Below are 21,111 nucleotides of genomic sequence, written 5' to 3'. Positions count from 1 at the left end.
ACAATCATTCCCATTCATGAAGAGAGTTGTATTGCTTGGCAGCACGGGGTCGATCGGCACCAGCACGATCAAGGTGGCGGAGGATCTTCCAGATCAAATCCAGCTTATCGGGCTTGCCGCAGGAAATAATGTTGAACTGCTGCTCGAACAGACGCGACGACATCAGCCAGCTCATATTTCGATCCAGGATCCTCCCAAGGCGAGCGCGCTTCGAAGTGCCCTGGGCGCCAGCGTTGAAGTGCATTGCGGCATGGACGGACTGCTCAAGCTCGCGACCCTGCCCAATGCGGATATCGTTTTGATTGCGATCGTGGGGACAGCGGGCTTGCGCCCGGCGCTCGCGGCAATTCGCGCGGGCAAGGACATTGCGGTCGCATCCAAGGAAATCCTTGTGATGGCGGGAGAGATTGTGATGAGCGAAGCGCGCAGGCACGGGGTTCGCGTGCTTGCAGTAGACAGCGAGCATTCGGCGATTTTTCAATGTCTCGACGGAAAGCCGCCGTCCTCGGTTCGCCGCCTTCTGCTGACAGCCAGCGGCGGCCCGTTTAGAAATCGGACCGAGTGGCCGCGCGAAAGATTTTCCGAAATCACGGTCGAACGCGCGCTCAAGCACCCGTCCTGGGTCATGGGCCGCAAGATCACCATCGATTCAGCCACGTTGTTCAACAAAGGCCTTGAGATGATTGAAGCGCGGTGGCTCTTCGACATGGAGATGGCCCGTGTCGGCGTGGTGGTTCACCCGCAGAGCATTGTGCATTCAATGGTCGAGTTCGTGGATGGCTCGCTGCTCGCACAGCTTTCGACGCCCGACATGTGCCTGCCGATTCAGTATGCGTTGACGTATCCGAACCGCGCGAAGAGCGATCGCGTTCAGACGAATTTTCCGGCGATCGGCAACCTGACGTTTGAAGAGCCGGACACGGAACGATTCCCGGCCGTCAACCTGGCGCGCAGGGCAGGGGAGGTCAGTGGAACATTGCCCGCGGTGTTCAATGCAGCCAATGAGGTGGCGGTGGATGCCTTTGTAAATCGCAGGATTAATTTCCCGCAGATTACGGCGCTGGTCGAAAAAACGATGAATGCGCATCAGGTGGTGGAACGGCCAACACTTGATGAAATCCTGGAGGCCGATGCCTGGGCCCGGGAGCATGCTGCGTCCTGAACCTGCCAAGGCCTGGCAGGCTTCCAATCCGGCCGGGCCTCAAGTCGGAGCGCCGACTTTCAGTCGGCTTAACCCACAATTTTCCTGCGATGCCAATTCGTGCAACGCTGTTTCTGCCTTGGTATCCGACATAGCCGCAATGTCCCCGCGATCGGTTCTTCGATGATCGCAAGCCGATTGCGATCGGCGCTCCGAAAGGCCGATCCCGTCCAGCCTTCTGCGTTGTTGCCACGGGGGTTTTCCTCGGTATATTCGCTGACCGGAAATCCGCGGTTTTACAAGTATGGCAACGATTAAAGTGATTCTGATCATCCTGGAAGTGCTGCTGCTCTTCAATCTGCTCATTGGAGTGCATGAACTCGGGCACTTTCTCGCCGCAAAATGGCGCGGCTTGAAGATCGATCGCTTCGCCATCTGGTTCGGCAAGCCCATCTGGAAACGGCGCATCGGCGGCGTCGAATACGCCCTTGGCTGGATCCCCGCCGGCGGCTACGTCTCGCTCCCGCAGATGGCCTCGATGGAAGCCATCGAGGGCAAGAGCGAAACCTCCGAACAGCCGCTCCCCAACATCTCCGCCCTTGATAAAATCATCGTCGCGTTTGCGGGTCCCCTCTTCAGCTTCCTCCTCGCCGTCGCTTTCGCGTTCGTGGTTTGGGGCGTCGGCCGTCCCGTTCCCGCGGTGGAAAGTTCGACCACGATCGGCTGGGTTTCTCCCAACGGCCCCGCGTGGAAATCTGGCCTGCGGCCCGGGGACCAGATCCTCGAGATCGACGGCGAGCCCGTGTCGGAATTCTTTTCCGCTTCACGGAAGAGCATCACCTGGAAAATCATCACCAGCGAAGGAACCAACATTGCATTCAAGTATCTGCGCGACGGCCAGGAGCACATGGCGTATGCAGCGCCCCGCCGGGAGCCGACGAAATGGTACCAGCGCAAGTCCTTCCGCCAGGTCCTGATCGCCCCCGCGCGACCCGCGCACGTTGCGCAGGTGCTGTCGAACAGCCCGGCCGCTGTGGCTGGATTGCAGCCGAACGATGAGATCGTCGCAATCAATGACGAGAAGATCCTCGCCCCTGATGCGGTTCTCTACGCTGAGGCAATGCTGACGAATGGTCCGTTGCAACCGGTGAAGTTCACCATTCGCCGCGGCGACCAGATGTTTGACCGGGAACTGATGCCTGAAGCGCCGATCCAACCCACCAACGCTCCCCCTGTTTTTGGAGTGGCGCTTTGGTTCGGCAGCACGAATGAAACATTGGTCTACCCAAAACCAATGGAACAGATCGCGGAAAGCGCTGGACAGATATTTGCGACAATTGGCGCCGTGGCGTCGCCGAAGTCCGATATCGGGCTCCAGCAACTGGGCGGCGCGGTCATGATCCTGCGCGCCTACAAGAATTTCTTTGAGAGCGAAAATGGCTGGCGCCGTGTCTTGTGGTTCAGCGTCATTCTGAACGTCAACCTGGCGCTGTTGAACCTGCTGCCATTTCCTGTGCTCGACGGCGGTCATATCACGCTGGCGCTCATCGAGGCGGTGCGGCGCCGGCCGGTCAGCGCGCGCCTCCTGCAAACGATTCAATCCGCATGCGCAATGGTCCTGATCGGTTTCATGTTGTTCATCGCGTTCTTCGATGCAGGCGACTGGTTTCGCAGCGCGCGAGCGGATCGCCAGAGCGATGAAATCGTTTTCTCCCCCAAGAACTGATGCGCCCGCCGGAACTGCTTACCGCTTGAATCCAAGGCGCTGAATCCTGACACTCTGTCCCATGCGCTATTGCCAGTCGCCCTTCGCTTATCAACGCCGGAAATCCCGCGAGATTATCGTGGGCGATCCTGCTGACGGCGGCGTCATCATCGGCGGCGATCGCCCGGTCGTCGTGCAATCGATGCTCACCTGCGACACGATGGATACCGCACTGTGCGTTCGGCAGACGCTCGAGTTGGTGGCCGTCGGATGCCAGATCGTCCGCATCACCGCGCCGACCGTCAAAGACGCGGCGAACTTGAGATGCATCGTGGAGGAATTGCGGCGGGCAGGCTGCAAGGTTCCGATCGTTGCCGATATTCATTTCAAGCCTGAGGCCGCTATGGAAGCGGTGAAATGGGTGGAAGTGGTTCGCGTGAATCCCGGCAATTATGCCGACTCCAAAAAGTTTGCGATCAAGGAATACACGGACGACCAATACATCGCGGAGCTTCAGCGGATCGAAGAGAAGTTCACGCCGCTGGTTCTGGAGTGCAAACGACTGAAACGCGCACTCCGCATCGGGACCAATCACGGCTCGCTCTCCGATCGAATCATGAATCGCTACGGCGACACTCCGTTGGGCATGGTGGAGAGTGCTTTGGAATTCGCCCGCATTGCGCGCAAGCACGATTTCCACAATTTCAAGTTCTCGATGAAATCATCGAATCCAAAGGTGATGATCGAGTGCTATCGGTTGCTCGTCGCCCGCCTCGAACAGGAGGGCGCGGATTGGAATTATCCCATTCACCTGGGCGTCACGGAAGCAGGCGAGGGCGAAGACGGCCGCATCAAGAGCGCCATAGGGATTGGATCCCTCCTGTGTGACGGGCTGGGCGATACGATTCGCGTGTCCCTAACTGAGGATTCGCCGCGGGAGATTCCAGTCTGCCGCGATTTGCTGGCGCAGGTTCCTATTCTCACGCCGTCGCATGTCGCACGAAATGCTGCGGAGTTCCCGTTCGATCCGTTCCATTTCCATCGAAGGCAGACGCCGGAGATTGAACTCAACGCGCTTTATAAATGCGGCGGAGACCAGACGGTGCGCGTGGTCGTTACCCAAGCGACATGGGACAAGGTCGCGCCGAAGATTTCGCCGAAAGCTGACGTCAGGCCTGAGGCGGTTTACGAGGACTTGAACGTCGCGGAGATTGATCCGGCGGAGGATTTTGAAATCAACTGCGACACGCAATTGGTCACGGTGAAGGATGGAATCTCTTTGCCCGCGATCCCCGCGTTTCGCCTGCTGGCGCTCAAGCTGAGGCACATGGGGCGGAACAATCCCATTCTGCTGAAGGACTGCCTGAATTTTGAGGCGGCACCATTGACACCGGATGTTGCCCTGCTTCGGGCCTCTGTTGTCATTGGCTCGCTGCTCGCCGATGGAATTGGCGATGCAATCCTGGTGCGGGGCGAAGCCGGCGCCGGGCAAAGCCTGCGTCTGGCTTACAACATCCTGCAGGCGGCGGGCTGCCGCAGTTTCAAGACGGATTACGTGGCGTGCCCGAGCTGCGGGCGCACGTTGTTCAACCTGCAAACCGTCACGGCCAGAATCAAGGCGCGAACGGAACATTTGAAGGGCGTGAAGATCGCAATCATGGGTTGCATCGTGAACGGCCCCGGCGAAATGGCGGATGCAGATTTCGGTTACGTCGGCGGTGCTCCCGGCAAGATCAACCTTTACGTCGGGAAAACTCCGATCAAGTTCAATATCCCCGAGAACGAAGCGGTCGACCGCCTTGTCGATTTGATTCGCGAACACGGCAAGTGGGTTGAGCCAGACTTGAAGGAGCAGAACGTCATCGTGGTCTCGTAGGCGCGCGGTTCACGCCGCTTCAGTCCTGCATCCTGACGCGACGGGAGATTCCGCGACTCGTGCAGGTTGGACGCACGACCCTTCAGCTGAGCAGGTCGCTTCGTCCCTTCGGGATCTTCTCCAGGTGATAAATCAGGAAACCGTGAAGAAAACCGTGGAGCTGCTTCACGTGCGTGGCCGCGGGTTTGAGTTCCGCGATTGTCTCCCAGCTCTCGTTCGTCAGGATCCCGGTCAGATTCTGCGTCTCAGGACTTAGCCGCGCTTCAGCGAGATCGGGCTGCAATCCCAGCAAGGCCAGCAGTTTCAGTTCGAATGCAAAAATATTCCGTGGCTGGGGCGGCCGCTTTGGCAATGTCGCGAGAAAACCGTGGAAAAGCTCATGAATCTCCGGCACCGGGCTTTCCTTCTCCGTCGTTTGAACGATCAGCGCCGAGGCATAACTGGCCTGCTGAACGTAGCCAAGTTCGCGTCGCAGGCCGGGATGGGTTTGCAAGAGAATGACCTCTGCCAGCGTGTGGAGTTCCGAGCGCCGGCTGCGGGTGAAACTGAACGCCGCCTCATAAAAAAGATCGACTTTCCCGCGGAATGGTGACTTCGCCCGGCGGGCTCCCTTTGCCACGGTGCTGATCCGTCCAAGTTCCGGCGTCAACCAATCGACGATCACGCTCGTTTCGGTAAACGGACGCGTGCGCAGGATGATTCCCTGGGCGCGTTCTATCATGGGCTGCGGCGAAGTTTGTGGGGGGCTTGTTCTGCCGGCAACTGTTTCAAGAGCCGGTTTTCCGCCCGTTTCATGATCCGCCGCTTCGCGGGCTCCATGTCATCGTAACCCTGAAGGTGCAGGATGCCGTGGATCACATACCGCATGAGTTCATCTTGCCACGTTGTGCGGAATTGCCGCGCCTGCTCAACGGCGACATCGATGCAGATGAACAGCTCGCCATGCAGGACTTTGCCGCCATCGGCATAGCCGAACGTGATGACATCCGTCGGGCCCTCGTGCTGCAGGTGTTGCCAATTCAGCGCGGCCATGCGGGCTGATCCCACGAGATGAATCGCAAGATCATAATTGGAGAGCGACAACATTTCCTGCAGCAGGACTTCCGTCGCGCGCCGCAGTTGACGCACGTCGACGGGCCTGGCGCGTTGTTGATTGCGGATGAGGAGACTTGCGCTCACTCGTCGTTCTTGCGCGGGGCGCCCCGGCCTTTGCCGCGATGTTCCTCGTAGGCGGCAATGATGCGTTGGACCAGCGGATGGCGCACCACGTCCTTGCGCGAGAATTCAACGACGGCAACGCCTTCAATGTTTCGCAACACGCGATGGGCTTCAACGAGTCCCGACTGTTTGTGGGCCGGCAGATCGACCTGCGTTTCATCGCCTGTTATCACCGCCTTTGAATTCGCGCCAAGCCGCGTCAGGAACATGAACATCTGTTCCATCGTGGAGTTCTGCGCCTCGTCCAGGATGATGAACGCGTTATTCAGTGTGCGGCCCCGCATGTAGGCGAGCGGCGCAATTTCGATGATGCTGCGTTCCATGTGCTTCTGAACATCCTCAGCGGGAAGCATGTCGTGCAGCGCGTCATGCAGGGGACGCAGGTAGGGAGTGATTTTCTCGTAAAGGTCGCCGGGAAGAAATCCAAGCGCCTCGCCGGCTTCAACGGCAGGACGCGTGAGGATGATCCGTGAAACCTTGCCTTCGCGCAGCGCGGCAATGGCGGTTGCGACCGCCAGGTAAGTCTTGCCCGTTCCGGCGGGACCGATGCCGAAGGTCACGTCATGCGAGCGAATCGCATCCATGTATTTCTTCTGCCCAACCGTCTTTGCGGTCACGCCGCCCTTCTTTTCGGACGTCGTTATGCGGTCGGTCATGAGGTCCTTGAGCGTGGAAACGCCCTCGTTGCGGACGATGTTCAAAGCGTGGGTGAAGTCGCGGCTGCGCACGGGCGAGCCCGCCTTCAGCGAGCCTTCGAGTGAAAGGAACAGCTGCTTGGCGCGCTCAATGGCTTCCGATTCGCCCTCCAGCTTGATCCATCCTTCCCGCGAGGTTGCCTTGACGCCAAGTTGCGTTTCAAGCGCCTGAAGGTTGCGCGGGTCATTGTTGAAAAGTTGTTGCGCCATGCGCGCATTTTCAAAGTGCAGGGTTTCAGAAGCCATGATGAGAATAGGTTAGCTATCGGCGCAACGCATCGCGCAATTTCGCGGCGACCTCAGAGAGTGCCTCTGGAACCACCGTCGTGCAACCGAGGACCGGCATGAAGTTGGTATCGCCGTTCCAGCGCGGCACCACGTGAATATGCAGGTGCTCAAGAATCCCGGCTCCAGCGCACTTGCCCTGATTGATTCCAATGTTGAATCCCTGCGGATGCATGACCTGCGTGAGAGCGTTTTGACAGCGACGGGTCAGTTGCATCATATCGGCCATCTCCTGGCCGGTCAGCCCGTTCAAATCCGGCGTCTGACGGTAGGGAACCACCATGAGATGGCCGCCCGTGTAGGGATATTTATTGAGCAGGGCGAAGCAGGTGCGATCGCGGGCGATGACATAATTCGAGTCGTCGTCGTTTGACTGCGCGATTGCAGTAAATACGCTTTCCTCTGGCAGGTCGGGTTTGCTCGAGAGGATGTATTCAATACGCCAGGGGGCGTGCAGCGGTTCCATGGTCACAAGCTAGTGACCGTCCCCCGCAAAGTCAAAGCAGCCAGGGAGTAACGGACGATGAAGGATGGAGGACAACGAACAACTGACCATTCAACGCTTCTCCGGCAATTGCGACCTCAGCACATAAATAAGTGCCTTGACCGCCAATTCCGTAAACAAAAACGGTTTTGCAATGAAATCATTGCCGCCGCTCATGGTGGAGTTCGCACGCGCCTCGAAGTCATTAAGGCTCGTCACGAATACGACAGGCGTCTTCTTGTAGGCAGGCAGGGTCCGGATTTTTGAGCACAGCTCGTAGCCGTTCATGTTCGGCATGTCGACGTCGAGCACCACGAGATCGAACCGGCTCGTCATTGTCAGGTTCAGCGCGCGCAACGGGTCGTCGACAGCCACGGAAGTGAGCTTTGCTTTTTCAAGCGCGTGGGTCACAGCGCGACGCGAAATGATTTCATCGTCAACCACGAGGATGCGGGCAGAAGCAATCTTTTCCGCGGTCGCCTCGCCTCGTTCGAACACAATGGCGAGGCAATCCACTGCCGAAGCGACGGTGCGCAGGGTTGAGGCGTTGATGTTCCTTGGCTTTTCCTGCAGCTCCTTCAACAGCGATTCCAGTGCTGCGGCCAGGCGCGCGAGCTGGGTGAGCCCGACGATTCCTGCGCTCGCTGCAACTCCGTGAACCAGGCGTCCGAGGTTGCTCAGCTGTTGAACGCGGACGGCTTCGTTCTCGACCTTGCACAGGCTCTGCAACTGCGCCCGCAGGGCAACAATTGTGGTGGGAAATTCCTCGCTGAAGGTGGCCAGCAGCTCAGCGACAATATCGACATCGGCTGCGGCCGATTCCGTGCGCTCCTCGGGCTCAGCCGTTTGCGACGGAGACTCTGCAACTGCGTCGGTTAAGAGGCTGCGGACCGTGCTGATCACGTCAGCGGGTGTGCAGGTGGATTTCGTCATGCATTTCGTTGCCCCCGCGGCGCGGGCTTCCTGGATCGAGGTGGTAAGATACGTGTTCGTGAAAACCACCACGGGCAGCGATTGCGTGTCTGCCTCTGAGCGAATCCGCTTCAGCAGTTCGAGTCCGGGCAGCTTGGGCAGCAGCAAATCGAGAAGAACGGCGTCGGGGCGAAACTGCTGAATCCGCTGATAACCCAGTTCGCCATCGTTGGCGACTTCCACCTCGAACCCTTCGAGGAGAAGCTTGTTTCGGTAAACATTGGCGAAAACCTGGTCATCTTCGATCAGCAGGATTTTCTTCATCTATGGATTCGCGGCCAGTGCGACCTGTTTTTGCAGAAAGGTTTCCAGATAAACGCGGATGCGATTGAATTCGTGCGAAATCCGTTCGGCCAGCTGGGCGCCGTTGACAAGCTGCCCTTCATTGCCCTGGCGTTCGAGTTCGCGGAGCAGGGGCACGATGGCTCCCATGCCGCACGTCGCGCTGGCGCCCGCGCAGCTGTGAGCGAGCCGCCGCGCTTCGGACGCGGAATCCGCCGCCACAGCAGCATTGAGCTGCGCGATCTGATCGCCCGTCTGCTTGAGGTAAAGGTTGATCAATTCGCGAAGATCATCTGCATTGCCGTTCGTGAAATCAAGCAGGCGCTCCATGTCCACGGGTGGAACTTCATTCACGGGAGAAACGGGAGCGGTCGACGCCGTCGCGGTCTCCGTTTGTGCAGGCTTCAGGCTGTTTGCCGCCTCGGGTACGGTCGCTGTCGACGCCCAGCGCTCGATGACCTTGCGCACGTCCTCGGGCCGCACCGGCTTTGAAAGATAATCATCCATGCCGCCAGCGATGCATTTCTCGCGGTCCCCGGTCATCGCGTTTGCAGTCATCGCGACGATGATGATCGATGACTTGTAATTGGGATGCTTGGCCCGATCCTTCTGCCGTTCGCGAATGATGCGCGTGGCTTCCATGCCGTCCATTTCAGGCATTTGGATATCCATGAAAATGAGGTCGTAGGTCTGCCGTTCAAGTGCCGCGAGCGCTTCGACGCCGTTCGCCGCGATGTCCGGCTTGTATCCCATCTGCTGCAGCAGGCGAACCGCAACCTTCTGGTTGATGGCGTTGTCATCGCACAAGAGCATTCTGAGCGGGAGGCGCAGCGCAAGCGTGGGATCGAGCTTCGAGGGCACAGGGGCTTTCCGGGCTGCCGGTTTCGCACCGGAGATGACGCGGATCAGAACCTCGTGCAATTGCGCGGGTTTGATCGGCTTGGTGAGGCAGCTGGCGAATGCAGCACTCGCAAAATCCGGCGCATCCGCCCGAACTCCCATTGATGTCAATAACACCAGCGGCATCATCATCGTGCTCGGAAGCTTCCGGATTTCCGCGGCCAGCATCAGGCCGTCCATCCCAGGCATCTGCATGTCGAGGATTGCAAGATCGAATGATTCCCCCGCCTTCAGGAAATCCAGCGCCTGTGACGCACTCTGCGCCGCGCGTGGAATCATTCCCCATTTGCCCGCCTGCAGCGTGAGAATCCGGCAATTCGTCGGGTTGTCGTCGACGACGAGCAGGCGAAGGTCGGCGAGTTGCGCCTGGCGGCCGTCAAGGTTGACCTGGCGCAACTCAGGCGCCGGGGCAGTTTGCATGGGCAGTGTGAAATGAAACGTTGAACCTTTTTGAGGAACGCTTTCAACCCACATTTTGCCATCCATCAATTCAACAAGGCGCTTGCTGATTGCGAGTCCCAGGCCGGTTCCGCCGTATTGCCGGGTGGTGGAGGCATCGGCCTGGCTGAACGATTTGAACAGCCGTGCAAGGCGGTCCACGGGGATTCCAATGCCAGTGTCGCGAACCGAGAAATGGAGGTGCCACTTGTCGGAACCTGCGGCGGGCGCGGAAAGGAGCTTCACCTGCACCACCACTTCGCCCGACTGCGTGAACTTGATGCCGTTGCTGACGAGGTTCACGAGGATCTGGCGCAACCTTGTGATATCACCCAGGACCTGAGCCGGGATGCCATCCTCAATCTGGTAGGCAATATCGAGCTTCTTCTCAGCGGCCTTGGTGGCCAGAAGGTCGAGAGCGTCTTCAATGCAACCGCGCAAATCCACAGGCTGCCGTTCCAATTCCAGCTTCCCCGATTCAATCTTCGAAAAATCGAGAATGTCGTTTGTGATCGTGAGCAGCGACTCGCTGCTGGCGTAAACGGTATCCACGTACCCGCGTTGCTCGGTCGAGAGCGATGTTTCAAGAAGCAGCCCGGCCATGGCGATGATGCCATTCATGGGCGTGCGGATTTCATGGCTCATGTTTGCCAGGAATTCGGCCTTCGCACGGGCGGCGGCTTCGGCGGCGACGCGTGCGGCGAGGAGTTCGCGGTTCGTTTGCGTCAGCTGATCCTGCAGGCGTTTGGTTCGCAGCGCCCGGCAGACACGCGCGCGCAACTCAGCGGCTTCAAACGGCTTCGTCACATAATCCACCGCGCCCAGCTCAAACCCGCGCAACTTGTCCTTCGTTTCATTCCACGCCGTCAGGACAATGGCCGGGGTCGATTCCGTTTCCGGCTGCTCTTGCAGCCTTTTCAAGAGATCAAACCCGTTGCTGTCGGGCAGGCCAAGGTCGAGCAGGATGAGATCGAAGTTTTCCTTGCGCGTGCGGGTCAACGCCTCGGCAGCGGTGGTGGCGCAATCCAGCGCGATATTGTCCGCGCTGAGAAGTTCCTCCAGGAGTTCCATGATCTTGGAATCGTCCTCAATCAAGAGCACACGCGATGCAGTCCGGTTCATATTCATCAAGTCTAAGATTCAGCCAACAACTCGCCAGAAAGCCGCCATGACGAAGCACATCCAACACCAAATCGACGTCATTAGCTATTCCGTTTTGCATCGTGCCCAGCGGGTTTCGCCTGCCGATGCAGTAACCCTGTCGGCAAATTCCCCGAAAACTGTGGCATTTCGGACGCAAATTTTCGCGGGGCGTGTCGCGTGATTGAAAAGTGGACATCGGGCCGATGGGGGTGGATGGCAATGGGGCGGAAATGCAAGGCACGGCAAGGAACGGACTTTGTTTTTTGCAAATGACTGCGCCGCTGCTACTGTTCCCGTCTTATGCAAAAAGCCCTCCGCTCAAACGGGCATTCACGCCGTGTCAAGGCGAGGAGGCCCAGCGCCGTCCCCATGCACGACAAGCAGAACGAGCCCGATACCCGGGAACTGCGCATCGATAAAGTCGGCGTTCGCGGCTTGAGATTTCCCATACAGGTCCGCGACAAAGCCCACGTCTCGCAGAATACAATCGCCACGGTCGGGATGTTTGTGGACCTGCCCAAGGAGTTCAAGGGCACCCACATGAGCCGCTTCATCGAGGTGCTCAACGCGCATGGCGACATGATTCACGTCGAGAATATTACCGACATCCTGAAGGCCATGCAGCAGAAGCTCAACGCGGCGACGTCGCACCTGGAAATAGAGTTCCCGTTCTTCATGTGCAAGCAGTCGCCAGTCAGCCGCAAGGAAAGCCTGATGGACTACGTGGCGCGATTCGATGCCGCTGCGTCCGGCAATGACATCGATTTCGTGCTTACAGTGAAGGCCAATGTCACGACCTTGTGCCCCTGTTCAAAGGCGATTTCTCGCCATGGCGCCCACAACCAGCGCGGACAGGTGACGGTTCAATTGCGATTTGACCAGATCGTCTGGATTGAGGATGTCATCGCCATGATTGAGGCTTCGGCGAGCTCGGAGCTGTATGCGCTGTTGAAACGGCAGGATGAGAAGGCCGTGACGGAGCGGGCCTATGAAAACCCGGTGTTTGTGGAGGATCTGGTGCGAAACGTGGCATTGCGGCTGAATGCTCATCCGCTGGTCCGATGGTACAAGGTGGAGGCGGAAAACTACGAGAGCATCCATAATCACAACGCGTACGCCTGCATTGAACGGGCCTGAGGTCAAACCGAGGTTCTCACCCGAAGATTTTTTAAATTTGTTGTGGAATATCCATTGCTGTTTGGTAGATTCGCGCACTCTCGATGGGAAGGAATCGTCTCAGCATGAGAGCCAGAGCAAAGATTTAACAGAATTTTGACTGAAGTTGTGACTACGAAGAAGAAGAACGACAAGCCGGCACCCAAGGGCAAAGCGACGGGTGTTGCAACTGCGGCCGCGATCCTCGGGCGTCCTGTAGCACAGGGCAAGACCAACGGCGCGGCGCGGATCAAGCCTGAGTGGCAGGCCTTCTACAACAACCTGCTTGAACTGCGCGAGCAGTTGCTCCGGCAGATGAACGGCCTTGCCAAGGAATCTGCCCAGGAAATGGCCGGGTACAGCCTGCACATGGCCGATTCCGGCACGGATAATTTTGACCGTGACTTCGCGCTGAGCCTTCTCTCATCCGATCAGGATGCCATTTACGAAATCGAAGAAGCGCTCAAGCGCATCGAGAAAAACACGTACGGCATCTGTGAATTGACAGGCAAGCCCATCCCGAAAGCGCGTCTCGAAGCCATCCCGTGGACCCGTTTCACGGTGCAGGCCCAGGCGCAGCTCGAAAAGGAAGGTGCATTGCGCCAGCGCCGCCTGGGACAGCTGGGAACGGTTGACAGCGTCGGATCCAACGAAGTGGAAACCGATGACGACGAGCCTGAAGAGAAGACCAAGGAGAAGGAATAATTTATATGGCACGGGAAATCATCACCATTGAATGCACTGAGGCGCGGAAGGAAGGCAAATCCCCGTCGCGCTATACCACGACGCGGAACAAGAAGCTGAAGACGGAGAAGCTGCAGTTGAAGAAATTCAATCCTGCGCTTCGCCGCCACACGCTGCACCGCGAAATCAAGTAACGTCTATGCCACGCAAAACTCATACAGACAAACCCGACAAACGCGGCGGCCGCCGTTCCGCGTCCGAAATCCGCACGCCAAGGCCCAAGCCAAAGATTGATTTCACCGTTGATTCCCTGGATTACAAGAACGTCAACCTGCTTCGGCAGTTCGTGACGGACCAGGGCCGCATTCTGCCGCGCAAATATACCGGCCTGCCCGCGCACTATCAGCGCCGGTTGAACCGTGCCATCAAGCGCGCGCGCCAGATGCTGCTGATGAAGTAAGTTTCCCCACACCCGCAAGCCTTCCCGCTTGCGGGTTTTTCTTTGCCGTGAATTGCAAATGATTTGCAATTCGACTTTTCCCGGCTGCATCCTGCGCCTGCCCTGGGTCCGTTATGGAATACATCATTCTCCTATCCAGCATTGTGCTGGGCGCCGTGGTGGTCTTCGCATTCAAGCTCCATGAGCCCCGCCATGTCAAGGTCCTCAACTCCTTCACGGGCGCCTTTTTGCTGAGCCTCACCTTGCTCCACCTGCTCCCGGAACTGTATCACGATCATGATCATGATCGTTCGGCAACGGAGCAGCGGATCACGGAACAGGCGCACGACCACGAGCACCCACCAGGCGACTCGCATGTGCATGGCGAACCCAAGGCCCCCCGCAGCATGGAACAATACGCGTTGCTGCTCGGCGCGCTCATGCTCGGGGGTTTCTTCGTCCAGCTGGCGCTGGATTTCATCTCGATGGGAATTGAACATGGCCATTCGCATCACCTGCACGGCCATGCGCCTTACGGTGTCGTCGCGGGCCTGTGCATTCACGCGTTCGTCGAGGCCCTCGCGCTGGGGAATCCCCTCACGACCTACAACCCCGAGTCTCGCCATCTGCTGCTGCTCAGCATCGTGGTGCACAATTTCCCCGTCTCGATCGCGTTGCTCGGGATGTTGTTGCACTGGGGCCTGCCGCGAAACCGCGCCCTCGGCGTGCTCGCGCTCTTCGCCGCCATGGCGCCAATCGGAATGTTCCTGAGCGGACATTTCATCTGGCTGGCCGACCATTCGCGAGAATTGATGGCAATCGTCATCGGCATCTTCATGCACATCTCCACGACCATTCTCTTCGAAAGCAGCGATGCCCATAAAATCCACACGGGCAAGCTGGCGGCAATCATCCTGGGCACGGTCCTGGGCGTCGTCACTGTGATGCTCCACTGAAATGGGAACGCATCGACATCATCGGCGCGCAGCGTTGCCGGAACTCGCCGATCGTTTGCGCCGCCGCTCGCACAAGCTGACCGGCCCGCGCCAGGCTGTCCTCGGAATTCTTCGCGAACAACAGCATCCATTGTCCATCCGCGAAATCTTCGGCGCGATGCGCTCCGGGGATTGCGACATCGCGACCGTCTACCGCTCCATGCATGTGTTGGAAAAGACAGGCATGGTGAAGCGCTATGTCTTTGCCGACGGGGTTGCGCGCTTTGAATTGCTGGAGGAGGGTGACGACGGTCACCATCATCATCTCGTCTGCACGGGTTGCTCGGGCGTGGTGGAACTCGAGGAATGTCCCATGGATTCGCTCGAAGATCGCATCGCGGAAGCCAATGGATACAAAGCCGTGACACATCGCCTGGAGTTCTTCGGCATCTGTCCGCAGTGCCAGTCGAAGTGAATGGCGCGCACAATTCATCGATTTCGATATGTCCAGTGATCAGCAATTTGGGCAGAACCCATTCGCGGGATTGGACAATACAGGCTTGCCGCCTGGGCCACCCGACGAACCGATTGTCGTCAGGAAGAAGAGTCGCGGACGTGTGGACATCCTTCGCCAAACGGCACATCGCGGGGGCAAGACGGTGACTGTGGTGCAAGGCTTCGTTGGCATTGGACTGCCTGAAAAGGAACAGCTCGCGAAGAAGATGCAGAAGGCCTGCGGAACGGGTGGAACAGTCAAGGAAGGCCGGATCGAAATACAAGGCGATCAGCGGCAGAAGGTTGCCGAGATCCTGACCGAAGCTGGATTCCGGCCTGTTTTCGCGGGAGGCTGAACGCGGGGTGTCACGCAGTGCGATACGCGGTGGCGTTCGCGGGGATTTTCCGACTGGCCAAACCTGGCTTCCTCCCCGATTGTATGGCCGTTTCTAAAATCATGTTTACTGGAACCTACACTGCAATCGTAACGCCGTTTCACAACGGGCAATTGGACGAAACCGCGCTCCAGCGACTGGTCAAGGCACAGGTCAAAGGGGGCGTGGATGGCATTGTCCCGGTCGGCACAACGGGCGAGTCGCCCACGCTCAGCTACGAGGAACACGTCGCCGTTGTTCAACTCGCGGTGAAACTCGCAGCCGGAAAGGTGAAGGTCCTCGCCGGCACAGGCGGCAATTCCACAACAGAAGCGATCTACCTCACCAAGGAAGCTGAGAAGGCTGGCGCAGATGGTTCGCTGCAGGTCGCTCCGTACTACAACAAGCCGACCCAGGAAGGTTTGTTCCAGCATTTCCAGGCCATTGCCGCTGCAACCAAACTGCCCATCATGCTTTACAGCATTCCGGGCCGTTGCGGCATTGAGATCGCCATCGACACCGTCAAGCGGCTCGCAGCCGAATGCAAAAACATCGTTGGCATCAAGGAAGCCGGCGGAAACTGCGATCGCGTCAGCCAGTTGCGCGCCGCGCTCGGCCCGAAGTTCGTCATCCTGAGCGGCGACGATTCGCTCACCGTGCCCTTCATGTCCGTGGGCGCCCAGGGCGTGATCAGCGTGGCGTCGAACCTCATTCCTCGCGAAGTCTCACAGATGGTGAACGCGTGCGCTGCGGGTGATTACTCCAAAGCGTTGAAACTCCATCAACGATTTTACCCCCTCTTCAAAGATCTTTTCGTCGAGACGAATCCTGTGCCGATCAAGGCCGCGCTCGCCATGAAAGGCTTGATGCACGAAGAGTATCGTTTGCCGCTGGTGCCCATGGCTTCGAAGAATCGTGAGACGCTGGCCGCAACGCTCAAGGCGACGGGCATTTTGAAATAATTTCACACACGCCTCAATCGCGACGCTCTTTCGCTTCACGTCATGACCAAAGTCATCATCGCAGGTTCAAAAGGCCGCATGGGCCAGGCATTGCTGGGTTGCGCGCCGCGCTTTCCTGGCATCGAAGTCGTAGGCGCCGTTGATCAGGGAGACGATCTTCGGGCGGTGATCTCGAAAGCCGATGTCGTCATTGACTTCAGTTTTCATAGCGCCACGCTGCCGATCGCCCGCGTCTGCGCCGAAAATCGCAAAGCGGTCGTGATTGGCACAACGGGTCACAAGCCTGAAGAAAAATCTGAGATCACGGCGCTGAAGTCCCAGATCCCCATCGTCATGGCGACGAATTTCTCAACGGGAGTGAACACGCTGTTCTGGCTGACGCGCAAGGCCGCGGAGATCCTTGGACCGTCGTTCGATCTGGAAGTGGTCGAAATGCATCATCGGCTGAAGAAGGATGCACCGAGCGGCACTGCCACGACGCTGCTGGAAATCCTGGGTGACGTGCGAAAACTCCAGCTTGCAGATGCGCTGCGTCATGGACGCAAAGGAATTACAGGCGAACGAACGAACTCGGAAATCGGCATCCACGCGATTCGCGGGGGAGACGTCGTGGGCGATCATACTGTGATCTTGGCGGCGAATGGCGAGCGCGTGGAGTTGACGCACAAGGCGTCGAGCCGCGAGACGTTTGCCAATGGCGCGCTGCGGGCCGCGCAGTGGCTGGTGACGCAAAAACCCGGGCTCTACGACATGCAGGATGTGCTCGGCTTGAGGTGAATTGATCCGCATCGATTGACGATCGGGATCTCAGGGAACCGAATCATGTCACGCGAGACCGCTTACATTGCGCTCGGATCAAACCTCGGCGATTCGGCCGCATTGTTGCTCAAGGCCGTTGAGAAGCTTCAAGAGCTTTCGATTGAGCCATTGCGAATCTCTTCATTGTGGGAAACCACACCGGTGGATTGTCCTCCCGGATCTGCATTGTTCCTCAACGCGGCCGCAGCCATCGTTCCGATTCCAGGCGAATCCCCTGAAACATTGCTGCAGAAGTTGCAGGTGCTGGAACGCGAATTTGGGCGCCGTCCGAAGGAGGTGCTGAACGAACCGCGTCCGCTTGATTTGGACCTGATTGCGTTCGGTAATGAAACGCGGGCACAGCCTGGCCTGATGATTCCTCATCCGCGCGCGCATCTCCGCCGGTTTGTGCTGGAACCGCTGGCGGAAATCGCGCCGGACCTGATCCTGCCTGGCCAGGTAAAAACAGTGTCGGAATTGTCGCGTGCATTGACTTCTGACGAAGCTGTCCGAAAGTTGTAAACCTGGGGTGCATGATGAATTTGCCGCCGATGATACTGGCCTCGGCCTCGCCTCGCCGTTCCGAGTTGCTGAAGCAACTGGGCGTGGATTTTCGCGTGATTCCAAGTGACGCGGAGGAGTTGCACCAACAGGATCTCACGGCGCGCGAAGTCTGCCAGATCAACGCCTATCGCAAGGCACACGCTGTCGCGAAAAAGTTTCCCGACGCACTGGTGCTCGGGGCTGACACGCTCGTGTGCCTCGAGAATGAATTGCTCGGAAAGCCAAGGGATCTCGAGGCGGCTTACCTGATGCTCGAGCGGCTGCAGGGCAAAACACATCAGGTCGTCACGGCAATCTGCCTGATCCACCATCGCAACAGGCGCCAGAGTGTTTTTTCAGACGTCACTGAAGTCACCTTCCGAACACTCGACTCCGTGCAGATCCAGCGATACCTGATCCAGACGAACCCGTTGGACAAGGCTGGAGCGTATGCCATCCAGGAGAATGGCGATTTGATCGTCGAAAAAATTTCAGGCTCATACACGAACGTGGTGGGCTTGCCTGTCGAAATGTTGCGGGAGGAACTCGGGCGCTGGGATGGCGAAGCTTCTCCGAACGGCGCTTCCAAAAATGGGAAGAGCAGTCACGCTGAGTGAGGGCGCCGCATCAGCCCCGCCACTCGAACCGGGGTGTCATCCCGAAGTTGCATTTCTTTTCCCGCGTGGGTCACACTGCACCCTGATGAACTTGAAACGTTGCTTCCTGTCCGTTGTGTCGCGATTCGCCTTGCTCGCACTGGCATTCGGCGCGGCTGATTCAGCAACTTCTGCTGCGCCCCTGGCCGATAACTCCACAGTCCATGTGATGGCGACGTTTCGCGGGAACGGCGAAGACGGCTTGCACCTGCAGTGGAGTTCCGACGGTTATAAATGGCTGGAGTTGTTGAACGATCGCAGCCTGCTGAAGCCAACGGTCGGCGAAAGCCGGATCATGCGCGACCCCTGCCTCATTCGTGATCCTAAGGGAATGTTTCATCTCGTCTGGACCACATCCTGGACGGGCAAAACGATCGGCTATTCGCGATCGACAAATCTTCTCGATTGGGCCGAGCCCGTTGCCTTGCCGGTCATGGCGAGCGATCCTAATTGCAAGCTCTGCTGGGCGCCTGAGATTCGTTGGGACGCTAAGAATCAGAATTTCCTGATCTATTGGTCGTCGAGCTTCACCAACGAAACCCCGGAATACTGGCGCACCTACGCGACAACCACCAAGGATTTCAAAACCTTCACGCCGCCGATTCTGTTCTTTGATCCAGGCCACAGCCAAATCGATGCAAGCATCCTGGAGGCGGACGGAAAGTTCCACCTGTTCTATAAACATTCGTGGCAGGGCAACCGGTTCGCATCGGGAGAAGCGCTGACGGGGCCGTACGCGGATCCTTCGCCGCTGTTCACGAACGATGATTGGGAAGGCGCGTGGCCAATGAAGTTGGGAGACTTGTATGTGGCTTACATTGATCGATTCAAAAGCCGTGATCGGATGGGCATGTGGGCGTCGAAGGATTTGGTCACCTGGATGAACGTGAGCAGCAACTCGAGCTTCCCGCGCGGAACGCTCCATGCGAGCGTTGTGCAGGTGGAGAAATCGATGCTCGAACCATTCTTCGCGCAGGAGCAACGGGAACTTGCGATCGAACCGCCCAAGCCAATCCTCGAAGGGTTCACCGCCGATCCGCACGCCGTGGTGTTGGATGACACTTATTATGTGTATCCAACGTCGGACAAGGATCAGTGGCAAACCACGGATTTCTCCTGCTGGTCTTCGAAGGACCTGATCCATTGGAAGAACGAGGGAATGATTCTGGACGTCACGCGCGATTTGAGCTGGGCGAAGATTCGCGCCTGGGCGCCGGCGATGATCCGCCGGGATGGCACTTATTATTTCTATTTCTGCGCGGAACAAAAAATCGGAGTCGCCACGAATTCAGCTCCCACGGGCCGATTCAAGGACGCGCTCGATCAGCCGCTGATTTCACCCAGCCGGGAATATCCGGGGCAAACCATTGATCCGTTTGCATTCATCGATGAAGACGGGCAGGCGTATCTCTATTACGGACAGGGAAATCTTTACGCGTTCAAGCTCAAGCCTGACATGATGACTCTGGACGGCGCGCCGGTGCGTATGACACCGCGCGGATTCAACGAAGGCGTGGTCGTGTTCAAGCGAAAAGGCCTCTATTATTTCATGTGGTCGGAGAACGATGCGCGCGATCCACGATATCAGGTGGCTTATGGAACTGCAAAATCACCGCTCGGCCCGATCGAAATCCCGCGCGATAACGTGGTGCTGCAACGCAAGGGCAGGGCGGTGGGAACCGCGCATCATTCCGTGATCCAGGTGCCGGGGACGGATCGCTGGTACATGATCTATCATCGACACGCGATTCCGAATGGGAACGGCTACACGCGGCAGACCTGCCTTGCGAAGATGGAGTTCGATGCGGAAGGACGCATCAAAAAATCAGACCCGCTCGAGGTTGTGTTCCCTGAAGGCTCGAAGGGCGAACCGATTGACCGCCAATAACGGCCGGGCACTGTCACGCCAAATCTGTTGACCCTCTCAGAAATACGGCGGAAGGAGGGTGCAGATGTCCAAACGTGTTGTTTCCGTGAGCGTTGTTGTTGGCCCCAAGGAATCGCACGATGTCCCGGGTGAACGTGTGCATTTCAAGGTAGGCGACAGCATCTTTGTCCCTGGCTTGGGCTTTTTGCGAATCAAGAGGGTTGTGCACCAGATCGAAGATTTTCCGGCGCCAGGCGGAAACCGCGGCGTTCATCGAGTGCTGCTCTACGTTTGACCCCGCGATTCAATCTTCCCAATAGCAAAGTCCGGGCTGCAACGCCAAGGAGGTGGGCAGAGGATGCCCGCTGAAGAAACGTTCACAGCCCGGACAAATGGGTTTTCTCGCCAGGGCCAGGTGGCGATGACGGAGTATCCTTGGTCGACGAAGTTCCATCAACCTGGGGACGAAACGGGATGACGAGGTCGTTCTTGGAATCTTCAAAGCAATAGCAGGTCGCAGCCTGCGGAATCCGCAATCTCGTAGCTTCTTCAATGACGCGATCACCGTTTCCAAAATCGAATGCGTTTCTCGAATCGGGCGTCCACTGACTGCCGCTCATCGCGAACAATCCAGTCGATAAATCCTTCAGAATGACACGCATCCTGGCCTGAGTGGTACCATGGGACATTCCACTTATACGGAGCAGGAGCGGAAATCTTTCAATAAAAGTTCCCGGAACGCCGGGTTGCCGCGTTAAACTGCCCAAGAGTCCGGTCCACTTCCCCCGGGTGGCGGCAGGCATCCTTCCCTGCCGTGGAACCGGGCTTCCAGGCCGGAGGAAGGAACCTTAACCAGATCCGAGCGCAGGGAGAGCATTTGAGCGTTCCTCGTGCTTAACGGTTTTCCGGGGGGCAAGGATGCCCGCCCTCTACGTCAGGCAAGATGCCTGACGCTAGTGCGCTTGGGATACAACGCACATCGCAGGGTGAGAGTCCCTGTCTGGCGGCGCTTCCCGCCAGAGACTGAAGGTAACTGCGGTTCAGAAATGAACCGTGGAGAGCAA

23 protein-coding genes are annotated in these 21,111 nt (G+C 58.0%); 16 read left to right on the top strand and 7 right to left on the bottom strand.

From position 1 onward, the window contains the following. The first annotated feature begins 16 nt into the window (after positions 1-16). The 3 genes from VEH04_13550 (at position 17) to ispG (ending at position 4,722) form a co-directional block, all read left to right on the top strand. Positions 17-1,162 carry a 1-deoxy-D-xylulose-5-phosphate reductoisomerase gene (locus VEH04_13550; GenBank protein HYG23804.1) on the top strand — a complete coding sequence of 382 codons (1,146 nt, stop codon included), beginning with the start codon at positions 17-19 and terminating at the stop codon, positions 1,160-1,162. A 283-nt stretch (positions 1,163-1,445) separates the two neighbouring features. After that, on the top strand, positions 1,446-2,867 hold the full coding sequence (gene rseP, locus VEH04_13545; protein HYG23803.1) for an RIP metalloprotease RseP: 1,422 nt from the start codon (positions 1,446-1,448) through the stop codon (positions 2,865-2,867). 61 nt (positions 2,868-2,928) lie between these two features. Further along, positions 2,929-4,722 carry a (E)-4-hydroxy-3-methylbut-2-enyl-diphosphate synthase gene (gene ispG, locus VEH04_13540; GenBank protein HYG23802.1) on the top strand — a complete coding sequence of 598 codons (1,794 nt, stop codon included), beginning with the start codon at positions 2,929-2,931 and terminating at the stop codon, positions 4,720-4,722. Between the two features lie 82 nt (positions 4,723-4,804). On the opposite strand, the gene recO is transcribed toward ispG, so the two are convergent. From recO to VEH04_13510, 6 genes are all read right to left on the bottom strand, one after another. After that, positions 4,805-5,443, bottom strand: coding sequence for a DNA repair protein RecO (recO, locus tag VEH04_13535; protein HYG23801.1), 639 nt, complete (start codon positions 5,441-5,443; stop codon positions 4,805-4,807). Next, positions 5,440-5,901 carry an rRNA maturation RNase YbeY gene (gene ybeY / locus VEH04_13530; GenBank protein ID HYG23800.1) on the bottom strand — a complete coding sequence of 154 codons (462 nt, stop codon included), beginning with the start codon at positions 5,899-5,901 and terminating at the stop codon, positions 5,440-5,442. The genes recO and ybeY overlap by 4 nt, the downstream gene beginning before the upstream one ends. Then, a complete protein-coding gene (locus VEH04_13525; GenBank protein HYG23799.1) occupies positions 5,898-6,881 on the bottom strand; it encodes a PhoH family protein in 984 nt (327 codons plus the stop codon). The genes ybeY and VEH04_13525 overlap by 4 nt, the downstream gene beginning before the upstream one ends. A gap of 16 nt (positions 6,882-6,897) precedes the next feature. Further along, positions 6,898-7,386, bottom strand: a complete 489-nt coding sequence (locus VEH04_13520) for an HIT domain-containing protein (GenBank protein ID HYG23798.1) — start codon at positions 7,384-7,386, stop codon at positions 6,898-6,900. Between the two features lie 90 nt (positions 7,387-7,476). Beyond that, positions 7,477-8,640, bottom strand: coding sequence for a response regulator (locus tag VEH04_13515; protein ID HYG23797.1), 1,164 nt, complete (start codon positions 8,638-8,640; stop codon positions 7,477-7,479). Beyond that, entirely contained in the window at positions 8,641-11,118 is a 2,478-nt protein-coding gene (locus VEH04_13510; protein ID HYG23796.1) for a response regulator, read from the bottom strand. A gap of 321 nt (positions 11,119-11,439) precedes the next feature. Between VEH04_13510 and folE2 the strand changes: the two genes are divergently transcribed. The 13 genes from folE2 (at position 11,440) to VEH04_13445 (ending at position 20,342) form a co-directional block, all read left to right on the top strand. Continuing rightward, complete coding sequence (gene folE2 / locus VEH04_13505) at positions 11,440-12,276, top strand: GTP cyclohydrolase FolE2 (GenBank protein HYG23795.1); 837 nt, start codon at positions 11,440-11,442, stop codon at positions 12,274-12,276. 147 nt (positions 12,277-12,423) lie between these two features. Beyond that, entirely contained in the window at positions 12,424-12,999 is a 576-nt protein-coding gene (locus tag VEH04_13500) for a TraR/DksA C4-type zinc finger protein (protein ID HYG23794.1), read from the top strand. Positions 13,000-13,004: 5 nt separating this feature from the next. Continuing rightward, entirely contained in the window at positions 13,005-13,172 is a 168-nt protein-coding gene (gene rpmG / locus VEH04_13495; GenBank protein HYG23793.1) for a 50S ribosomal protein L33, read from the top strand. Between the two features lie 5 nt (positions 13,173-13,177). Then, positions 13,178-13,438, top strand: a complete 261-nt coding sequence (gene rpsR, locus VEH04_13490) for a 30S ribosomal protein S18 (GenBank protein HYG23792.1) — start codon at positions 13,178-13,180, stop codon at positions 13,436-13,438. Between the two features lie 113 nt (positions 13,439-13,551). Then, positions 13,552-14,373, top strand: a complete 822-nt coding sequence (locus tag VEH04_13485) for a ZIP family metal transporter (GenBank protein HYG23791.1) — start codon at positions 13,552-13,554, stop codon at positions 14,371-14,373. Position 14,374: 1 nt separating this feature from the next. Then, on the top strand, positions 14,375-14,827 hold the full coding sequence (locus VEH04_13480) for a Fur family transcriptional regulator (protein HYG23790.1): 453 nt from the start codon (positions 14,375-14,377) through the stop codon (positions 14,825-14,827). Positions 14,828-14,855: 28 nt separating this feature from the next. Next, on the top strand, positions 14,856-15,203 hold the full coding sequence (locus VEH04_13475) for a translation initiation factor (GenBank protein HYG23789.1): 348 nt from the start codon (positions 14,856-14,858) through the stop codon (positions 15,201-15,203). Between the two features lie 101 nt (positions 15,204-15,304). Continuing rightward, positions 15,305-16,183 carry a 4-hydroxy-tetrahydrodipicolinate synthase gene (gene dapA / locus VEH04_13470; GenBank protein HYG23788.1) on the top strand — a complete coding sequence of 293 codons (879 nt, stop codon included), beginning with the start codon at positions 15,305-15,307 and terminating at the stop codon, positions 16,181-16,183. Positions 16,184-16,225: 42 nt separating this feature from the next. Then, entirely contained in the window at positions 16,226-16,960 is a 735-nt protein-coding gene (dapB, locus tag VEH04_13465) for a 4-hydroxy-tetrahydrodipicolinate reductase (GenBank protein HYG23787.1), read from the top strand. A gap of 45 nt (positions 16,961-17,005) precedes the next feature. Continuing rightward, the gene (folK, locus tag VEH04_13460; GenBank protein HYG23786.1) at positions 17,006-17,503 is read left to right on the top strand and encodes a 2-amino-4-hydroxy-6-hydroxymethyldihydropteridine diphosphokinase; all 498 of its coding nucleotides are present in this window, start codon (positions 17,006-17,008) and stop codon (positions 17,501-17,503) included. Between the two features lie 11 nt (positions 17,504-17,514). Beyond that, entirely contained in the window at positions 17,515-18,141 is a 627-nt protein-coding gene (locus VEH04_13455; protein HYG23785.1) for a nucleoside triphosphate pyrophosphatase, read from the top strand. An 85-nt stretch (positions 18,142-18,226) separates the two neighbouring features. Beyond that, positions 18,227-20,068, top strand: coding sequence for a family 43 glycosylhydrolase (locus VEH04_13450; protein HYG23784.1), 1,842 nt, complete (start codon positions 18,227-18,229; stop codon positions 20,066-20,068). Between the two features lie 85 nt (positions 20,069-20,153). Then, positions 20,154-20,342, top strand: a complete 189-nt coding sequence (locus VEH04_13445) for a hypothetical protein (GenBank protein HYG23783.1) — start codon at positions 20,154-20,156, stop codon at positions 20,340-20,342. A gap of 82 nt (positions 20,343-20,424) precedes the next feature. Here VEH04_13445 and VEH04_13440 read toward each other — a convergent pair whose 3' ends face one another. Continuing rightward, a complete protein-coding gene (locus VEH04_13440) occupies positions 20,425-20,709 on the bottom strand; it encodes a hypothetical protein (GenBank protein HYG23782.1) in 285 nt (94 codons plus the stop codon). Positions 20,710-21,111 lie beyond the last annotated feature (402 nt).

Source organism: Verrucomicrobiia bacterium, assembly GCA_035629175.1.
Classification (GTDB): Bacteria; Verrucomicrobiota; Verrucomicrobiia; order Limisphaerales; family DASXHY01; genus DASXHY01.
Note: the sequence above shows the minus strand (reverse complement) of the source record. Positions and strands in the feature narration are given on the sequence as shown.